At 63.8% G+C, this 18,865-nt stretch carries 16 protein-coding genes and 1 tRNA gene; 6 read left to right on the top strand and 11 right to left on the bottom strand.

Annotation, left to right across the window (positions count from 1 at the left end; genetic code table 11):
- Positions 1-26: 26 nt before the first annotated feature.
- Positions 27-656, top strand: a complete 630-nt coding sequence (upp, locus tag NKJ57_RS01390; protein WP_352510355.1) for a uracil phosphoribosyltransferase — start codon at positions 27-29, stop codon at positions 654-656.
- A gap of 129 nt (positions 657-785) precedes the next feature.
- Positions 786-1,349 carry a TIGR02281 family clan AA aspartic protease gene (locus NKJ57_RS01385; protein WP_352510354.1) on the top strand — a complete coding sequence of 188 codons (564 nt, stop codon included), beginning with the start codon at positions 786-788 and terminating at the stop codon, positions 1,347-1,349.
- 9 nt (positions 1,350-1,358) lie between these two features.
- On the opposite strand, the gene deoA is transcribed toward NKJ57_RS01385, so the two are convergent.
- From deoA to NKJ57_RS01355, 6 genes are all read right to left on the bottom strand, one after another.
- Complete coding sequence (gene deoA / locus NKJ57_RS01380) at positions 1,359-2,678, bottom strand: thymidine phosphorylase (protein WP_352510353.1); 1,320 nt, start codon at positions 2,676-2,678, stop codon at positions 1,359-1,361.
- Positions 2,678-3,496, bottom strand: coding sequence for a purine-nucleoside phosphorylase (locus tag NKJ57_RS01375; protein WP_352510352.1), 819 nt, complete (start codon positions 3,494-3,496; stop codon positions 2,678-2,680). The genes deoA and NKJ57_RS01375 overlap by 1 nt, the downstream gene beginning before the upstream one ends.
- A gap of 12 nt (positions 3,497-3,508) precedes the next feature.
- Positions 3,509-3,901, bottom strand: a complete 393-nt coding sequence (gene cdd, locus NKJ57_RS01370; protein WP_023683183.1) for a cytidine deaminase — start codon at positions 3,899-3,901, stop codon at positions 3,509-3,511.
- 107 nt (positions 3,902-4,008) lie between these two features.
- Complete coding sequence (locus tag NKJ57_RS01365) at positions 4,009-4,980, bottom strand: ABC transporter permease (RefSeq protein ID WP_023683182.1); 972 nt, start codon at positions 4,978-4,980, stop codon at positions 4,009-4,011.
- Position 4,981: 1 nt separating this feature from the next.
- Positions 4,982-6,121 carry an ABC transporter permease gene (locus tag NKJ57_RS01360; RefSeq protein WP_023747101.1) on the bottom strand — a complete coding sequence of 380 codons (1,140 nt, stop codon included), beginning with the start codon at positions 6,119-6,121 and terminating at the stop codon, positions 4,982-4,984.
- Positions 6,118-7,650 (bottom strand): ABC transporter ATP-binding protein, encoded by a 1,533-nt coding sequence (locus tag NKJ57_RS01355; protein WP_023747100.1) that lies wholly within the window; start codon positions 7,648-7,650, stop codon positions 6,118-6,120. Before NKJ57_RS01355 ends, NKJ57_RS01360 begins: the two co-directional genes overlap by 4 nt.
- A gap of 219 nt (positions 7,651-7,869) precedes the next feature.
- Between NKJ57_RS01355 and NKJ57_RS01350 the strand changes: the two genes are divergently transcribed.
- Entirely contained in the window at positions 7,870-8,076 is a 207-nt protein-coding gene (locus tag NKJ57_RS01350) for a SlyX family protein (protein ID WP_196813821.1), read from the top strand.
- 13 nt (positions 8,077-8,089) lie between these two features.
- Positions 8,090-8,503 (top strand): hypothetical protein, encoded by a 414-nt coding sequence (locus NKJ57_RS01345; RefSeq protein ID WP_352499055.1) that lies wholly within the window; start codon positions 8,090-8,092, stop codon positions 8,501-8,503.
- Between the two features lie 319 nt (positions 8,504-8,822).
- Here NKJ57_RS01345 and NKJ57_RS01340 read toward each other — a convergent pair whose 3' ends face one another.
- The 3 genes from NKJ57_RS01340 to NKJ57_RS01330 form a co-directional block, all read right to left on the bottom strand.
- Positions 8,823-9,812, bottom strand: coding sequence for a BMP family lipoprotein (locus NKJ57_RS01340; protein WP_023683177.1), 990 nt, complete (start codon positions 9,810-9,812; stop codon positions 8,823-8,825).
- A 252-nt stretch (positions 9,813-10,064) separates the two neighbouring features.
- Complete coding sequence (locus NKJ57_RS01335; RefSeq protein ID WP_023733526.1) at positions 10,065-10,388, bottom strand: hypothetical protein; 324 nt, start codon at positions 10,386-10,388, stop codon at positions 10,065-10,067.
- A gap of 116 nt (positions 10,389-10,504) precedes the next feature.
- Positions 10,505-11,251: a hypothetical protein gene (locus NKJ57_RS01330; RefSeq protein WP_023733527.1), complete on the bottom strand. Its 747-nt coding sequence runs from the start codon at positions 11,249-11,251 to the stop codon at positions 10,505-10,507.
- Between the two features lie 359 nt (positions 11,252-11,610).
- Between NKJ57_RS01330 and NKJ57_RS01325 the strand changes: the two genes are divergently transcribed.
- Positions 11,611-11,700 (top strand) — tRNA-Ser (locus NKJ57_RS01325).
- Between the two features lie 232 nt (positions 11,701-11,932).
- Here NKJ57_RS01325 and NKJ57_RS01320 read toward each other — a convergent pair.
- Positions 11,933-12,385 carry a BA14K family protein gene (locus tag NKJ57_RS01320; RefSeq protein WP_023740899.1) on the bottom strand — a complete coding sequence of 151 codons (453 nt, stop codon included), beginning with the start codon at positions 12,383-12,385 and terminating at the stop codon, positions 11,933-11,935.
- Between the two features lie 509 nt (positions 12,386-12,894).
- Here NKJ57_RS01320 and NKJ57_RS01315 point away from each other — a divergent pair.
- Entirely contained in the window at positions 12,895-13,293 is a 399-nt protein-coding gene (locus tag NKJ57_RS01315) for a hypothetical protein (protein ID WP_023740898.1), read from the top strand.
- Positions 13,294-14,197: 904 nt separating this feature from the next.
- On the opposite strand, the gene NKJ57_RS01310 is transcribed toward NKJ57_RS01315, so the two are convergent.
- On the bottom strand, positions 14,198-18,829 hold the full coding sequence (locus NKJ57_RS01310; RefSeq protein WP_352510351.1) for an autotransporter outer membrane beta-barrel domain-containing protein: 4,632 nt from the start codon (positions 18,827-18,829) through the stop codon (positions 14,198-14,200).
- Positions 18,830-18,865: the final 36 nt, after the last annotated feature.

Here is an 18,865-nt window from a genome sequence, read left to right as displayed (position 1 = left end):
CTATTCACCATTCACTGGAGCAACCCATGCAGGGCGTCACCGTCGTCGACCACCCGCTTGTCCAGCACAAGCTCACCATCATGCGCAAGAAGGAGACGTCGACCGCTGGTTTCCGGCGGCTGCTGCGCGAGATCTCGCTCCTGCTCGGCTACGAGGTCACCCGCAACCTCGAACTGACGACGACGACCATCGAAACGCCGATGGAAACCATGGAAGCGCCGACGCTGGAGGGCAAGAAGCTGGTCTTCGCCTCGGTGCTGCGCGCCGGCAATGGCCTGCTCGAAGGCCTGCTCGACCTGGTCCCGGCGGCCCGCGTCGCGCATGTCGGCCTCTACCGCGATCACGATACGCTGGAGGCGGTGGAATATTTCTTCAAGGCGCCGAGCGATCTCGCCGACCGGCTGGTGATCGTCGTCGATCCGATGCTGGCGACCGCGAACTCGGCCATCGCGGCCATCGACAAGCTGAAGGAGCGCGGAGCCACCAACATCCGTTTCCTTTGCCTGCTGGCGGCGCCAGAAGGCATCGAGCGCTTCACCAAGGCGCATCCGGATGTCCCGGTCTTTACCGCTTCCATCGACCGCCAGCTCAACGAGAAGGGCTACATCATGCCCGGCCTCGGCGATGCCGGCGACCGCATGTACGGAACCAAATGACGGCGGCTGGCAAGGCCAGCTGACATCCAGTCGTTTACCGCCCGTTTACGCAAAGCCGCGGTTTCGGGTTGGTGTTAAAGCGGCACACACCATACGTGGGCAAGAATGGGCCTTCACGAAGGTCCATTCATGCTGCGCAAGCTTGTCATTCTGGGCGTGTTCGCCGGAACGTCGGCATCGATCCCGATCGTCTATCAGTCAAATCCGCAGATTCTCGACAACCTGTTGAAGTCGACCGTCGCCGGCAAGCCGTCCGCGCAGCCTCAGCCCGAACTGAACATGGCCTCGGTTCCCGGCAAGCCGGCCGCACCGCTGCCCACTGGGCGCAAAGTATTGGTGGCGGCTGACGAGCGCGGCCATTTCACCTTCGCCTTCAAGCTCAACGGCCGCCAGGTCGACGGCATGATCGACACCGGCGCCACTTTGGTCGCCATCAACACCTCGACGGCGCGCCGCATCGGCATCTCGCTCAACCCGTCGGACTTCAACCAGCAGGTCAACACCGCCAATGGCGCGATCAGGGCCGCCGTGGTCAACATCGATCGCCTGCAGATCGGCAAGATCAGCGTCGACAACGTCCAGGCGGTAGTGCTCGACGACAAGGCTCTGCGCACCAACCTCATTGGCATGAGCTTTTTGCAGCGGCTGGCAAAATACCAGGTCGAAAACGGCACACTGTTGCTGGTGCAGTAGCGCGTTCCGCTACCCGCGCGGCAGCACGCGCCGGATGACAGTCTTGTCGGCGGCTGGTTTCGACGCCCCGATCGTATAGGCCGAAAGCACGGCGGCTGCGGCCGCTTCGGCCTCCACTTGCGTGCGGGCGTGGACCAGCGCCAGCGGCTCGCCGGCCCGCACCTCGGCGCCGAGCGGCAGCAGCCTGGTGATGCCGACCGCATGGTCGATCCTGTCGTCCGGCCGCGTGCGCCCGCCACCGAGCCCGACCACAGCAAGGCCGATATCGCGGGTGGCAATAGCGGTGGCAAAACCGTTGCCTGTCGCCTTGACCGCAAACTCCACCGCCGCTTTCGGCAGGTATTTTTCCGGCTTCTCGACGAAATCGGCGGGACCGCCAAGGGCTGCGACCATACGCGCGAAGGCGGCTGCCGCGCGGCCGCCGGCCAGCGTCTCGGCCGCGCGCCTGAGACCGTCCTGATTGGACGACGCCAGCCCTGCCGATTGCAGCATCTCGGCGGCCAGCGCCAGCGTCACATCCTCCAGTCGCTTGTCGCGGAACCTTCCTGTGAGGAAATCGACGGCGTTGCGCACCTCGACCGCGTTGCCGGCCGCCGACGCCAGCGGCTCGTTCATACCGCTGACCAGCGCCGAGGCCTTCAGGCCGGCGCCGTTGGCGATCTCGACTAGGCTGTTGGCCAGTGCTGTCGCGTCGCGCGACTTCTCCATGAAGGCGCCATTGCCGACCTTGACGTCGAGCACCAGCGACCGCAGGCCGGCCGCGAGTTTCTTCGACAGGATAGAGGCAGTGATCAGCGGCACCGATTCCACCGTTCCGGTCACATCGCGGATCGCATAGAGGCGACGGTCGGCGGGCGCGAGATCGGCGGTCTGGCCGATGATGGCACAGCCGGTCTCGAGCACCGTCTTGCGGAAGCGCGCGATATCCGGCTGGCTGATATAACCCGGGATGGCATCCATCTTGTCCAGCGTGCCGCCGGTATGGCCAAGGCCCCTGCCGGAGATCATGGGCACATAGGCGCCGCAAGCGGCGACGATCGGCGCCAGCATCAGCGAGACATTGTCGCCGACGCCGCCGGTCGAATGCTTGTCGGTGACCGGACCCGGCAGGTCCGACCAGTCGAGCACATCGCCGGAATCGCGCATCGCCAGTGTCAGCGCCACCGCCTCGTCGCGGTTCATGCCGTTGAAGAACACCGCCATGGCAAAGGCGCCGACCTGGCCGTCCGAGACGCTGCCCGAAGTCACGCCCGCGACAAAAGCCGAAATCTCCTGCGCGGACAGTTTCTGGCCGTCGCGCTTGCGGCGGATGATTTCCTGCGGAAGCATCAGGCGGCGCCCTTCGGCTCCGGCAACCCATCCTGGAACACATGCGCAAGGATCGTCGCCAGCCGTGCGCCGCCGATCGGCGCCATGTCCTTGGTCTCCTGGTGCGACAGTTCCGCCCCGGTCATCCCGGCGGCGAGATTGGTGATCACCGAACAAGCGGCTACGCGAAGCCCAAGGAAGCGGGCGAGAATGACCTCCGGCACGGTCGACATCCCTACCGCATTGGCGCCCATGACGCGCGCCATGCGGATTTCAGCAGGGGTTTCGAAACACGGACCGGAAAACCACATATAGACGCCCTTGTGCAGCGCCGTCCCTGTCGCCTTCGCCGCCCGTTCGATCGCCGCGCGCAAGCCGGCATCATAGGCTTCGGTCAGGCCGACGAAGCGGCGGTCGCTCGGCTCGCCGATCAGCGGGTTGGAGCCGGAGAAATTGATGTGGTCGGTGATCAGCATCACCGATCCTGGCAGCATGTCGGGATCGACCGAGCCGGCGGCATTGGTAAGGATCAGCTTGGTGATGCCGATGCCGGCAAGCACCTCCAGCGCCGGCCGCATTGCAGCAGCAACGCCGTGCTCGTAATAATGGGCGCGGCCGGACAGCATCAGCACCGGCGTGCCGGCGAAAAGCCCCGCGGCCACCTCGCCGGCATGGCCAGTCACCCCGCTGCGGGGGAAACCCGGCAGGTCGGCATAAGAGATGCGCACGGCATTTTCGACCTGGTCGACAAGCCCGCCAAGGCCCGACCCCAGCACCATCGCCGTTGTCGGCGCCAACCCGTCCAGCCTTTCAACGAGGTGGTCCAGAGCTTCCTTCATATCAGCCAACTCTCACTTCAAAATGTCGCCACGAAACCCGTAGGGCAGCATGTCGCCCATCGTCACGGTCTCGACCACGCCGGTGTTGTCGCAAAGATAGAGCTTCGTGTCCGGCCGGCAGAACTCCGCCAGCCTTTGCCGGCAGCCGCCACAGGGCGAGCATTTGGCCATGCGCGAGGCAATGACGGCGATCTCGACGATCTTGCCGCCGCCGCCCATGATGTAATGGCCGAGCGCCGTGGTCTCGGCGCACCAGCCTTCCGGATAGGACGCGACCTCGATGTTGGCGCCGGTGAAGACACGGCCGTCTTCGGTGCGCAACGCCGCACCCACCGGAAACTTCGAATAGGGCGCGTAGGCCTTGGCCATGGCCTCCTGCGCGGCTTCGAACAGATCATGCGACATCTAGACGTTCTCTCCGACGATCGTGGTCAAAACCCGGCCATTTGCGTTTTCCTAGCGCCTTTCGAGCACCAGCCGCATGTTCGACACAGTGCTCCTGGGCGCCCGGATCAACGTTCCTTGACATAAGGCACGCCGCCGGCGCGCGGCGGGATCGCCTTGCCGATGAAGCCGGCAAGCAGGATCACGGTCAGCACATAGGGCAGCGCCTGCATGAACTGCACCGGCACCTTGCCGATCAACGGCAGCGGCGAACCCTGTAGGCGGATCGCCGCCGCGTCGAGGAAGCCGAACAGAAGACAGGCGAACATAGCGTTGACCGGTCGCCATTTGGCAAAGATCAGCGCCGCCAGTGCGATGTACCCCTTGCCCGCGGTCATGTCCTTCACGAAGCCGCCATTCTGCACCATCGAGAGGTAGGCGCCGGCAATGCCGGTCAGCACACCGGTGCAGATCAGGGCCCGGTAGCGCAGCCAGGCGACCGAGATGCCGGCGGTGTCGACGGCGGCCGGGTTCTCGCCGACGGCGCGCAGGCGCAGGCCGAAGCGGGTGCGAAACAACACCCACCAGGTGAACGGCACCATGGCGAAAGCGAGATAGACCAGGATCGAATGGCCAGAGAGCAGCTCGGAATAGATCGGCCCTATGATCGGCACGTCGTGGATCGCGGCAGCACCAGGCAGAGTGATGGCCTCGAAACGCTCGCCCGGCTGCAGCGCCGGCGTTCGCCCGCCCTGCTGGAACCAGGCCTGGCCCAGAATGATGGTCGAGCCGGCGGCGACGAAGTTGATGGCCACACCGGAGACGATCTGGTTGCCGCGATGGGTGATCGAGGCGAAGCCGTGCACCAGGGCAAAGGCGACCGACATCACGATCGCCATGCCGAGACCGAGGAAGGCCGAATGGAAGACCGAAGCGGCGGCCGCACCTGCAAAGGCGCCGACCAGCATCTTGCCTTCCAGCCCGATGTCGAAAACGCCTGCGCGTTCCGAATAGAGGCCGGCGAGGCAAGCGAGCAGCAGCGGCACCGACAGGCGTATGGTCGAGTCCAGGATCTGCACGATGGCGATGAAGACGTCCATCTCAGGCGCCCTTCCCTTTGACCGCTTCGATGCCGACCGACCTTGGACTGAACGAGGCGAACAGCGCCTGGACGTAGGGCCGGAACATGTGCTCCAGCGCACCGGCAAACAGGATGACCAGGCCCTGGATGATGACGATCATGTCGCGGGAAATCGCCGGCATTTCGAAGGCAAGTTCGGCGCCGCCCTGGTAGAGCATGCCAAACAGGATCGCCGCCAGCACGATGCCGACCGGATGCAGACGGCCCATCAGCGCCACGGCAATGCCGACGAAGCCGGCGCCGGAGACGAAATCGATCGCCACATTGTGCTGGTCGCCCATCACCGGGTTCAGCGTCATCATGCCGGCCAGCGCGCCCGAAATCATCATCGCGATGATGATGATGCGGGTCTCCGAAATGCCGGCATAGCGCGCCGCTTTCGGGCTGTGGCCATAGGTGCGCATCTCGTAGCCGAGCTTGGTGCGCCAGATCAGCAGCCAGACCAGGAATGCCATGAGCAGCGCCAGCAGGAAGCAGATGTTGAACGGCGCCGAGCGGATCTTGGCGCCGAACAGTTCGATGATCCAGTTGAGTTTGGGCAGTTCGGCGCCGGCGAGGAAGTTGCGCGTCTGCGGCGCCTGCGACGCCGCCGGCTTCAACGGCCCAACCAGGAGGTAGACCATGATCGAGGCCGCGATGAAGTTGAACATGATGGTGGTGATGACGATGTGCGACCCGCGCTTGGCCTGCAGATAGGCCGGAATCAGCGCCCACAGCGCACCGACGGCGGCTCCGGCGACGATCGCCAGCGGAAAGGTCAGCCACCACGGCAGCACAGTGTCGAAGGCGAGGCAGACCACGCCCACGCCAAGGCCGGCAATATAGGCCTGGCCCTCGGTCCCGATGTTGAACAGGCCGCAATGTGCGGCCACCGCCACCGACAGGCCGGTGAAGATGAAGGTGGTGGCATAGAACAGCGTGAAGGCAATGCCGGTTCCCTTGCCGAAAGCGCCCTCGACCAGGATGACGGCGGCACGAAACGGGTTTTCGCCGACCAGCATGACGACGAAACCGGCAACGATGAAGGCCACCGACAGATTGATCAGCGGGACCAGCCCATAATCGGCCCAGGCCGGCAGCTTGGCGTAAGGCGTGCTCACTCTGCCGCCTCCTGGCGATCGACGCCTGCCATCAGCAGGCCAAGCTCGCCTTCGGTCGCCTCGGGGCCACGTTCGCCGACGATGCGCCCGGCAAACATCACCAGGATGCGGTCGGACAGCGAACGGATCTCGTCGAGTTCGACCGACACCACCAGCACCGCCTTGCCCTGGTCGCGCATTGCAATCAGCCGCTTGTGGATGAATTCTATGGCGCCGACATCGACGCCGCGAGTCGGCTGGCCGACGATCAGAACACCGGGATCCTGCTCCATTTCTCGCGCCAGCACGATCTTCTGCTGGTTGCCGCCGGAGAAATTCGCCGTCTTGAGACGCGGATTGCCGGGACGGATGTCGTATTTCTCGATCTTGTCCTTGGCATCAGCCATGATGGCGTCGATGTTGAGGAACGGCCCTTTGAGGTAGCGCGGGTCGTCATGGTAGCCGAGGATCGAATTCTCGTTCTCCTCGAAGGCCAGCACCAGGCCGACATGATGGCGGTCCTCCGGCACATGGGCGAGCCCACGGTCGCGCAACTCGCCGGGATCGGCGGCCCCGGTCAGGTCGATCGGCTTGTCGTCGAGCATCACCGAGCCGGAAACCGCGCGCCTGATGCCGGAAATCGCCTCGAGCAGTTCGGACTGGCCGTTGCCGGCGACACCGGCAATGCCGACGATCTCGCCGGCGCGGATATCGAAGGAGATGTCGTCGACCATGGTGACGCCGCGCTGGTCTTTCACCGTCAGGTTCTTGACTGCGAGCTTGACCGCGCCGGCCTCCGTCTCGCCCTTTTCGACCCGCAGCAGCACGCGCCGCCCGACCATCAGTTCGGCCAGTTCGCCGACTGTCGTCTTGCTGGTCTCGCGCGTCGCCACCATCGTGCCCTGGCGCATGACCGAGACATTGTCGGTGATGGCCATGATCTCGCGCAGCTTGTGGGTGATCAGCACCACCGTTTTCCCCTGGTCCTTCAATTGCCTGAGGATGCGGAACAGATGGTCGGCCTCGGCCGGCGTCAACACGCCCGTCGGCTCGTCGAGAATCAGGATCTCGGCGCCGCGATAAAGCGCCTTCAGGATTTCGACACGCTGCTGCAGGCCGACCGGCAATTCCTCGATGATGGCGTCGGGATCGACTTCCAGCCCGTATTCGCGCTCGAGCCGCTCCAGTTCGGAGCGCGCCTTGGCGATGCTCTTTTTCAACAGCGCATCGCTTTCGGCGCCGAGGATGATGTTTTCCAGCACGGTGAAATTGTCGACCAGCATGAAGTGCTGGTGCACCATGCCGATGCCGAGCGCGATGGCGTCGTTGGAAGTCTTGATCGACGCCGGCTTGCCGCCGACGCGGATCTCGCCGCTGTCGGCCTGGTAGAAGCCGTAGAGGATCGACATCAGCGTCGACTTGCCGGCGCCGTTCTCGCCGACGATGCCGTGGATGGTGCCGCGTGCGATCTCCAGATTGATGTCGCGATTGGCGCGAACGGCGCCAAAACTCTTGTTGATGCCGATCAGTTCGATTGCGGCTTGCGCCATGCAGCCTGTCCCACTCTTATTTTTTTATCGCTTGGTCAAAACGCCTAGCATGATGCCCCACCCCGTGCCAATTGGCGGCGCAGTGGCCACTCTCGACAAATCCCGGTGCGCTTGTCAATTTCGAACGTGGCCGCAGACCTTCACATTCACTAATATGCAAGGCTCAACAGTCGCATCATGCTGCAACTGCGTGCACCAGGACCTGGGGAGTTTCGAATGATCATGCCTGTCGACCGGCTGACGACGCTGGAAATCCGCGCCGCCGAGCAGGAAAAGACCATCGAGGAACTGTCGGGCCAGATCGCCGAGCAGTGGACGGCGATCGAACGCATGCAGCGCAAGCTCGATGCCCTGACCGGGCGCTTCATGGCGCTGGAGGAACAATCGGCACCCGACGTGCCGATAACCAAACCGCCGCACTGGTAGCAAGGAGAAGCCTATGGCCAGTGAAAGCGATCGCGTTGCGCGGGCGGGCGATTATGTGCTTGGCCTGATGAACGATCGCGACCGCGAACGTGCCGAGCGCGACCTGGAGATCGATCCCGCCTTCCGCGACACGGTGATGCGGCTGGCCGAGCGCATGCATGTCTTCGACCGCACGGGGCGGCCCTCGGGCGACGGCGATCGCTGGCGGCTGATCTCGCAACGCATCGCCGAACTGCCGCAGATGCGTGTGGTCGGCCAGGACGAAGCGAAGCCGGTGATCGGCAGACTGGAGCGGAAGCCCTATGGCGTCGGCGTGCATTCGCTCGGTGGCCGACGCGGCTTCGCTATCGCCATTGCGCTGATGGTGGTGTTTGCGCTGGGTTATCTCTTGGGCTTGTTGTCGACCGGCGGTGCGCTTCTGCCATGACGTCCAAGGCAATCGCATATGGATTCTTGCGAAGAAGGACCCGCAACGCCGGAACTGCCGATCTCCCCCCTTGCGGGGGAGATGGCCGGCAGGCCAGAGGGGGGTGTGAAGGATCGCCAACCTTGAATGGCTCCAGAATGAACCGTAATTGGCTGTTAGGCCGAGGGACAGCACCCCCCTCTGCCTTGCCAGGCATCTCCCCCGCAAGGGGGGAGATCGGACGTCGCCGGGACCTCCGCCAATCCTCAACGTCCTTTAAAGCCCTCAAACAAAACCGCCGGGCTTTCACCCGGCGGTTCCAAACCTCAGCGCTTACCAATCAATACGGGCAGGCGTTGTCGGCGGTGTAGTCGTGCACCTGGATCGTGCCGGCGATGATGTCGGCCTTGGCCTTTTCGACGGCAGCCTTCATCTCGTCGGTGACCAGCGCCTTGTTGTTGTCGTCCATGGCGTAGTCGACACCGCCTTCCTTGAGGCCGAGATTTTGCAGGCCGCCTTTGAAGGTGCCGTTCTTGCCGTCCATGAAGGCGGTGTAGACGGCCACGTCGACGCGCTTCAGCATCGAGGTCAGCACCTTGCCGGGCTGCAGGCCGTTCTGGTTGGAATCGACGCCGATGCCGAGCTTGCCGGCATCCGCCGCCGCCTGCAGCACGCCGACGCCGGTGCCGCCGGCCGCGGCATAGACCACGTCGGAGCCCTGGTCGATCTGCGTCTTGGCGATCTCGCCGCCCTTGGCCGGATCGTTCCACGCCGCGGGCGTGTCACCGGTCATGTTCTGGATGACATCGGTCGCACCGGCCGCCTTGGCGCCGCCGACATAGCCGCATTCGAACTTGCGGATCAGCGGAATGTCCATGCCGCCGATGAAGGAGACCTTCTTGGACTTCGAGGCCATCGCCGCCAGGATGCCGACGAGATAGGAGCCTTCGTTTTCCTTGAACACAAGCGAACGGACATTGGGCATATCGACGGCATCGTCGATGATGGCGAAGTTGAGATCGGGATATTCCTTCGCGACCACCTTCAGCGCATCTTCCCAGGCAAAGCCGGCCATGACGATCGGGTTGCGGCCGTCTTCGGCGAAGCGGCGCAGCGCCTGCTCGCGTTGCGAGGCGTTCGACACTTCGAACTCGACATAGGCGGTGCCGGTCTCGGTCTTGAACTTTTCGGCGCCGTGATAGGCAGCCTCGTTGAAGGATTTGTCGAACTTGCCGCCGAGATCGTAGAGGATGGCCGGCTGGACATCCGCGGCGAAAGCCGGAAGAACCATTGCGGTTGCGGCCAGGAGGCCGAGAACGATACGTTTCATGTGATCCACACCCTGTCGGTTATTTTTTTCCGTTACGCGCCGCCCGCCTGCCCGGTTCTCCGGCAGGCATGCGGCATCAGCCAGGAGTGTACTCCCCTCCCGCTCAAGGCAATCTGGCACGGCCCGAAACAAAATTCACGCGGAATTTTGACCTTTTGGAAAAGCATGCCCCCCGTTGGAAAAACATGCCCAATGCGGTGACAGCTGTGGACGATTGCCGCGTTGTCGTCGCAAGTCCGCTGGGACAACCCATCAGCCCGGCGCGAATTCTCCGCCGCGCCGCCGGCGCCGGTAGCCGACCGCATAGAGGATGAAGGCAAGCACCGCGAACACGGCAAACCCCGGCTGGGCAAGCACCCAGGCGATGCCGCCATCCCATATCATCGGATTGACCTTGGCGCGCACGAAGGTCTCGAAGGCCGCGCGGGTGTCGGGCGAAACCGCCAGCCAGCTCGAATTCAGCGGCGTCATGACCAATGTGGAAGCCGCCACCGAGCGCGTCGCGTCGAGCACGGCCATGATGACGGCGACCGAGAGTGCGATCATGGCCGCGAGGCGAAACAAAAAACGCAACATCGAAATCTTCCCCGATCCTCAAGTTCCTCCCGAGGACCTTCCGGTCAAAGGCGAGGAATAGAATGCGCACGCCCGGCGTGCAATCGCCATACGCGAATTTGAAGCCTATCGCCCGCCTATATGGCCACCTTTCGGCTCCGCCGATGGACGAGCCAGACGCCGAGGACGCCGCCGCCAATGGCCCCGACCACCAGCCCGGCAAGGCCGATGAACACCGCGAAGTAGCCGCAGCCGCCTTCGAAACAGCTGATGTCGGTGGCTTCGGCGATCCCCGCGCCGAGCGCGAAGCCGGCGACGGCGCCGACGACGGCGCCGAGGGTGATGCCGGCCAGCGCGGCGACGATCGAACTAAAGGCTGACGGTGCCTGCGCTTCCGGCCTTGCATAAAAGGCCTTGGCCTCGTCGCGGCGGCGCAGCAGGTAAATGCAAAACAGGCCGATGACGATTTCCGTGGCGGCGATCGCAAGCTCCCTGGCGGAGACGGTGAAATCGGGCACGGTCAGCGCATAGACCTGCTCGGCCAGCCGCCAGGCGATGGTGGTGATCTGCCAGATGGTGAAATGACGCGGAAAGCGCGCGGAACGGCTGAAGGCGAGGCCGAGCAGATAAAGCCCCCACACGATGGTGACGATGTCGAAGGCCAGTCCGCCAAGCACGAAATAGAAGACCCTGTCCGGCAGGCCGGAACTCTCGAACAGCCACCGCGCCGAGACCAGCCAGTAGACCGACCATGCCATGACGAAGAGGAGCCAGACCACGGGCACGAAGGACAGCCCGCTGTCCGGACGCCCTGCGGGCGTCAGCCCGCCTGGCATGCCTCCGGCCGGCGTTCCGCTGGCCGGCTGTTCATTGCTCGATGTCATGTCTGGACGTTGCCCCCGCAAAGCCTCCGCCGCACTCGACAGGTGGCGAGGGGCGAAGTCAAGCACGGCCGGCCCTGCCGCCTTGCCCGTGCACACCATTCAGAACCGAAGCGCCTTAGAAGCGGAGGCGTTCAACGCCCCGCGAAACGATGCGTGGCCGGCAAAGCGAATAGACTGCCGTTATGGCTTGGCATTCGGCGCCGGATCGACTAGATGAGCCCCGCGCCTGTTTGATTGACGGGCGCCGGGAAGGGCATCCGCTGGTTGGCGGTGTCCATCAAGCGGGTCTTCCCGCAAATCCCAAAGGGATGCATCTCCCCAACCCGCGTGGCAAAACCGGCCGGCGCGAATGCAAGGACGGAGAGGTGGCCGAGTGGTTGAAGGCGCACGCCTGGAAAGTGTGTTTACGGGAGACCGTAACGCGGGTTCGAATCCCGCTCTCTCCGCCATCGCCGTTGATTTTATTGTATTTTTTGACTATTTATCGATCTGCCATAACCGAGGAAACTCGACGGTAGCAACTCTCCGGAACCTTGCCCAGCCGGATATCTTGAGTCTCGTGGCGGCGGAGCATTTGTTTGTCCCTCACAGCGATGTCGGGTCTCGTAACCCTAATTCGCCGTCACGCCTCACACAAAGAAAAACCCCGCCGAAGCGGGGTTCTCATTTCGGTCAAAAATCTCAGTAGGGAGAATTGCACTCCCGACGAGGGCCGTAGTTCGGCTGGTAGGTGTTGTCCGAGGCGCGGTAGCTACGGTAATGATCGTAGCACCACTGCACATGCGAATCGCCACCCCGGTAGACGCGATGGTTGTTGTTGAGCGCGCCGGTAATCAGGGCGCCGGCAATGAATGCTCCGGCGGGGAACCAGAAATCGCCGTGGCGGCGATAGCCGTGTCGGTAATGGCGCGAGCCGCGATGGCCGTTCCAGTAGGGGCCGTCATTGTTGTAGCGCGAGGAATTGCGATCGCCGCGATGCTTCATCCACGGCTTGTAGTCCACCGCCTGCACATCGGACGACGCCGAAGGCGCCTGCGGCGTGAACATTTGCGCTGCACCTGCAGGCACAGCGGCGGTGGCCGCGAACGAAACTGACAGCGTGGCCGCCAGCATACCCGATACAATCTTATTCATGATCTTCTATCTTTCCGTTGCCGTCCCTTATGGGCTTTAAACGGTTTAAGAGCGTTCCGGTTCCGCCCGCCTGCCACAACAAAACCCCACACTTGGCGGGGTTCTGTCGTTTGCGATGCGGAGCGGTTAGGCGGAGAGCTTCGCAACCATCTCCGGAGTCAGAATGCAATGCGCCCATGCCTCGTCATCAATCGGCTTTAGGCTGTCCGCCAAGATCTATCCCGATTGGGATCCACGTTCATGAAGGATCGCACGCCGCAAATCCCGCGGACCTTGCTGGTCCTAACCCCTCCCATAACCATAGACGGCAAGATTTGGTCTTTGTGGGTTATCATTGCGCCGAGTTCGAATTTCCACGCTCGCTTAGTGGAGAGCTACGTAGCGCCGAAGCGGAAGACGCGACTTGTCGACAAGGCGTAGATCCCATGGTTGGCGGGGAGCGTTGGGCGTGTCCTTGTGCCGGCGCAGGGATGATGATTTGCTGCGATTCAACAAAGCGGGGGAACGCCATGGCGGACACGGTTATGAAGGCTCCGGTTCTGGATGTAGTTTTAGCATCTGGGATCGACGCCGCCTTAGGCACGGTGTCGGTCACATTTGGATCAATCGACACAAAGAGATTCCAACTCGATTTCTCCGCACAATGTGTTCCTTTGGCAATTGCTGCCCTCTCGGCCGAGATGGGAAAGCTCGTCGCCACTCTTCCTGCCGAAATGACACCAAAACTGCAGGGCATTTCTATAACGAGCACTCAACTGGCCATGAAAGAGGACGGCACTGTAGCCATCTTTCTCCGATTGGAGAGTGGAGCGGAACTGCCGCTTGATTTTCGGTTGGACGACCTCACCCGCCTGCGCCAACAAATAGACGAAGCGCTTACGCTGGCGGATCGAAAGACCCACCACTGATATAAGCTTCGTCCCGCTCTACATCCGCGCCTTGTCATCTCGCTGGTTGCTGCCGGCGTCTGGCGATTCCGGCAGCGCGATATAGTGGGCATGGCTTCCTGCCCCTGCTGGCCGGGCTCGGCACAACCGGGCTTAATGAAACAAACTGCGACATAGCGCGTTGAGGCTCATTCGCGGAGGGAGCTTCAAAAATGGATCCGGTAACGGCTGCTGTGCTAGTTTTGCTTTCTTGCAGCCCCGGCCAGGGAGTCTGCGAACCACTCGGTACATCACCGGCCGTTTTCGGATCCCTTGACACATGCCAGTTGACGCTAGCGAGGAGGCTCGCGGACGCGCCCAACGGAGAGATTGTCGGTCGATGCCGTTTAATCGATCCGATGGCTACAGGTTCCGTTCCCGCGGGATACAGGACCATTGTCGTCACGCGGGGCACAGGGGCGGATTCGGTGAGCCGTCGCTATATCGTCCCGCACAAGGACTGAAGCCCGCGACATCGCCCGCACCTCTTGCGTAGGGGAAAGAGGCGCGGGGCCGACCGGCTGTTTTGCCTTGCGCAAACGCTTTCGGCTGGCAAGTTCATCAACCGGCTACCCGCAGCAGCAGTTCGGGCCGGGGTTAATCTCTACGATGGCCGCGTCTATGGGCCTGGCGGCGAAGGCTTCATCCGCCTGAATGTCGGCTGCCCGCGTCCTCTGTTGCGCCAAGGACTGGAACGCATGTCCAGCGCGCTGGCATCCCTGTGATCGAGCGCCAGGATGCCCCGGCTGCGAGCCTGGTATTTGATGCCGGCAGCCGGTAAGGAAACGTCCGAGGGCCGACGAGCCGGGTGGCCCGCAAGTCCGGATCCATAACCGTGCCGGACACGACGCTCAAGCCAAGGTCGACATGTCCATCTCGATCGCCGCTACCATTTCACAGCGAACCCGAGCTTGGCGCCCAGGGCGTGGCTATCGCCAAAATCCTTGAGGCTTGTCCGCGCTGTCCCTTCTCCGAAGACGGCGTAGCGGCCGTCCGCCCAGCTCAGCGAGCCACCGAGGCCGACACCGCCCCATAGCGCCTGATTTTCGCTGACCAGCTTCGTGCCAGAGACATCGACATCATTTCCGTCGAGGAAGTCGTAGTAAAGGTTGCCGAGCCCGTAAATGTGGGTGCGGCTTACTTGCCCGGCATCGTCCACCCACTGGTCTTCATAGTCCGCGGAGAGGCCGAGGCGGCCAACGAGGCTGTTGCTGCTGCCGGGCGACACGACGGCGCCAAACGGGTCGGTGAACGTGTCGAAGTCGACCGACGAATAGGCAAGCTGGGCCTGCGGCGTCAGCGACCAGTTGCCGTTGAGGGCGATCTTCTGTCCGGTCTCGATGCTCAGCCCGTAGCCGAAACCGTTGTTGCCGTCCGCAAGCGTGGTGCCTAGCGTGGCCGACCGGATGTCACTGTCATACCATGTCGCCTCAGCCTGCGCGTCGACGTAGAAGCCACCGCTGCCGAACCAGGTGAGCGTGCTGCCGACGCCGTAGCCGGTGGCAGCGATCGACCCTGCCCCGAAGATCGAGGACACGTCCGACGACGCGGTTCCGTAGTGGGCCGTAATCCCTCCGATCAGGGTACCGGCTTCGCTTTCGTGCAGCAGGCCATCGACGCCGGCCTGCAGCTTCCAGGTGGTCACGTCATAGTTCGTGCCGGAGGTCGACGTCTCCGGCTTGATCTCGGCATGGGCAGCTTCGATGCGCGCCCATATCGCCTTGCCGTCGACCGCGCCCTGGCCTGGCAGGTCCGCACCTTGCGGCGTAGCACCCTCGCCCCACCACCGATTGCCGATGCGTTGCTGCATGGTGCCCAGTTCATTGAAGGCCTGCAGCACCCCTTCATAGGCCTCGTACAGCGGCACGCCGGGCGAATAGAGCGGCTGCGGATCGGGATCGCCGTTGACCAGGGCCGAGCGCAGATACCAATCGCCATCGGCCGGCGTGCTGACGCCGTTCTTGTAGAGCCTGTATGCGTAGGCGCCCGCGACGACCGCTGCATCGCCTTCGAAGGTATAATTGCCGTCGAGCGAGAAGCTGCCGTTCGAGACGCCGCCGACGTCGACGATCTTGATGCCTCCGACCGTTTGGGCGCCCGACCCGCCGAAATTGACGACCTGAAGGGTACCCGTCCCTGACGTGTTGCCGGCGATCACCAGCATGTCTGTCGGCGAACCGTCACCACCGAGCGCAGCGTTGAGAACGACGGCGCCGCTATTGCCGACATAGTCGCCGCTTACGGTAAGTGTGTCGCCTGGGACGCCACCCGCGATGCGCACCGTTCCGGCGTTGCTCAGCCCCGCAATCGTCTGGGACGTGCCGGCAAGATCGAGCGTGGCGCCCGAGGCGACGGAAAACTGCGAGGAGGAACTGAACGCGTTCGCAGCGCCCGCGGCAAGCGTGCCGCCGCTGACCGTAGTGGCGCCGGTAAAGCCTGAGTTGTCCAACGCAAGCAGCAGCGTGCCTTGGCCGTCCTTGATGAACGTACCGGCGCCCGAGAGCACGCCGGCATAGCTGGCGGAGGCGACTTGGTCGAATGTGAAGGAGGCGCCGGCGCCGATCGCGACATCGCCACCTAAGCGCTCGGCTGCCGAGACGAGGCCGCCTTGATTGACGGTCCAGTCCAGCAGCGACGTGCCTGACAGCGTCAGCACGCCGGCGCCATCCTTCATCATTGCGCCGGTGCCGGAGATATCGCCGGCGAAGCTGGCGTCCGCCGCCTGGTCGAACACGACAGTGCCGGAATTGCCGATGTCGCCACGAATCGAGGTTGCATCGCCGACCAGCGTGCCAGCGCTGACCAACGTGTTGCCGCCATAGCTGTTCGTTCCCGTAAGCGTCAGCGTGCCTGCGCCGGTCTTGGCAAGGCTGCCAGCGCCAGAGATCGCACCGGACAAGGTCAGGTCGGCCACAGTGTCGAAGGTGCCGCCGGCCGACGAAAGCGTGACGTCGCGCGCCGAGCTGAACGCCGCTGTGTTGCGCAGCGTCCCGCCGGAGAGCGTCAGGCCGCCAGCGGCAACGCCGAGATTGTTGTCGGCTGAAACAGATAGCACGCCGCCCAGGACGGTGGTGCCGCCCGTGTAGGTGTTGGCGCCGGACAGCACCAGCGTGCCCGCATCGGTCTTGGTCAGGCTGCTGGTCCCGGTTAGCACGGAGGCGATGGTGGCGGTGTAACCTGCTCCGGCCACCGTGCCGTCGCCGACCCGAATGATGCTCTCGCCGCCAGCGCCATCAAGCGTGATGGCGTCGCCTTCGATGCGGTAGCCATCGGCGGCGAATTGCATGCCGGTAACCTCCAGCGCGCCGGCGCTGCCGTCGGCGATGACGGTGCCGCCAAGCGTCTGGAAGATGGCGAAACCGGGCTGCGGCTTCATCGCGCCAGTTACCAGGCCGGTGCTCGTCGTCCAGTTCAGGCTTGTCGCCGTCCACGTGCCGTTGCCGCCGTCGACCAGATCATTGTTGGCATTGCCGGCCGCGTCACCATCCCAGAAGAGCAAGTCGGTGCCGACGCTGCTGACGAGATTGACCTGGTTGGCGACGGAGGTCTGCACCGTCAGGTCGGCGGCCGTGACACCGGCCGGCAGATTGCCGAGCTCGAGACCATTGTCGGTGAGTGCGCCGCCATAATTGATTAGCCGGTAGACGCCAGGCCCGAAGCCGCCGACATCGGTGATGTTGAGGCTGCCGTCCAGCGTCAGCGCGCCGGTCACCTCGATCAGGTCGTTGACACCGCCGCCGACAATGCCCGCCTGGCCGAGCTCGTAGTCGAGCATAGAACCGGAGCTCAGGCTGAGCGATCCGACCGTAAGCGTGCCAGGGCTGGACCCCGGCGCCAGCACACCGCCATCGGCGACGATCACCGCGCCGCCGATCGAGCCGGAGCCGCCCAGCGTGCCGCCGCTGTTGACCGTCGTTTCGGTGCTGCCGAGCGAGCCCTCGACGATAAGCTTGCCGCTGTCGACGGTGGTGCGGCCGGAATAGGTACTGTCGCCCTTGAGCACCAGGGTGCCGGCGCCCTCCTTGTAGACGCCGCCCACGCCGCTCAGCTCGCCATTGGCGGTCAGCGTCGTACCCGCCGCCGCGCGGAAGTAGCCATAGGCGGAAGTGAGGTTGACATCGCGGCTCATGGCGAAGCTTGCTGTCGTGCCGAGTTCGCCGCCGTCGAGTGTCAGCAGGCCCGTAGCGGCACCCAGATTCTGGTCCGACGCGACCGAGATGCTTTTGCCGGTCCCGACCTTGGTGCCGCCGCTGTGGGTGTTGGCACCGGTCAGCGTCAGCGTGCCGAAGCCTTCGATGTCGACGCTGCCCGAGCCGGAGATATTTCCGCCGAAGGTGTGGGGGCCGAGGTCGAGAAACGAGACAGCGCCGTTGTCCAGGATGTCGCCACGGATCGCCACGGTGTTGCCGGCAAGCGTTCCTGCATTGACGATGTTGCCACCGGTATAGCTGTTGGACAAATTGGTGACGTTGAGGGTGCCGGCGCCGCTCTTGACCAGTGTGCCGGTGCCGGTCACCTGGCCTGACACGTCCAACTGCGTGCCTGCCACCGTGTCGAACCCGCCGGTCGAATTGATCAGGACATTGCGATTGGTGGCGAAGCTGGTGGTCGTGCGCAACGTGCCGCCGTCGAAGGTCAAGCCGCCCGAGAGGGCGCCCAGATTGTCATTGTTCGAAATCTGCAGGATCCCGCCGGACAAGGTCCAAGGCGTGACGGCAGTTGTCGTCCCCGTTAGGGTCCAGGTGCTGTTTCCGGTTTTCTCGTAGAACCCAAACCCGTCATATTTGGCGCCAGCGCCGATCTGCGACACACCGAAACTGGCGCTGATATCGCCACCCAGCTTGAATGTATCCGCGGCGCTGAAAGCGACCACATTGCCTGTGATGGTGGAGCCGGCCTGAATCTCCAGCGAATTGACGCCGCCGGTGAACTGGATGGCTTTGCCGGCTGCCGGCGTTCCGCCACCGGTGCCGACGGCACCGCCGCTGATCGTACCCGCATTGATGACCGCGATGTTGGCGCCCTTGATCCCTGCGGCGCCATCGCCGCCTGCCAAGGAGCCCTGACCGCCACTGCCGCCAACGATCGTCGCACCTAGCTTGTTGATGACGGTTCCACCTGAAAGCAGCAGAACAGCGGCGCCACCGTCCCCACCGCCGCCGAGAACTGTTCTTCCACCGGCACCCCCGAGCAGATTCCCGCTGTTCTGGATTGTCCCGCCGCCCATCAGGACGATGGCAGCCGCGCCGCCGCCACCACCTGCTTGGACCCCAATTGTGGAGAGACTCGTGCCGCCGGTAACGCTGCCGCCCGCCTCTACAAACACGTTTGCGGACGAGAATATGCCGACGCCGCCACCACCGCTGCCGCTGTTGCCATTGGTCCCACCTCGGCCGCCAGTGCCACCACTCACCGATCCCGTGCCATTGACTGTAACGTCGGCCGTGGCACTGACGCCCACACCGCCACCGCCACCGCCGCCGCTCCTGACGACGCCATTCGTGCCAGGGGAGCCCAAAGCGCCGGCCCCGCCGCTGATGCTGGTTGCAATGGT

The sequence above is a fragment of the Mesorhizobium sp. M0077 genome (assembly GCF_040322955.1).
Lineage (GTDB): Bacteria > Pseudomonadota > Alphaproteobacteria > Rhizobiales > Rhizobiaceae > Mesorhizobium.
This window is presented reverse-complemented; position numbering and strand designations above follow the sequence as displayed.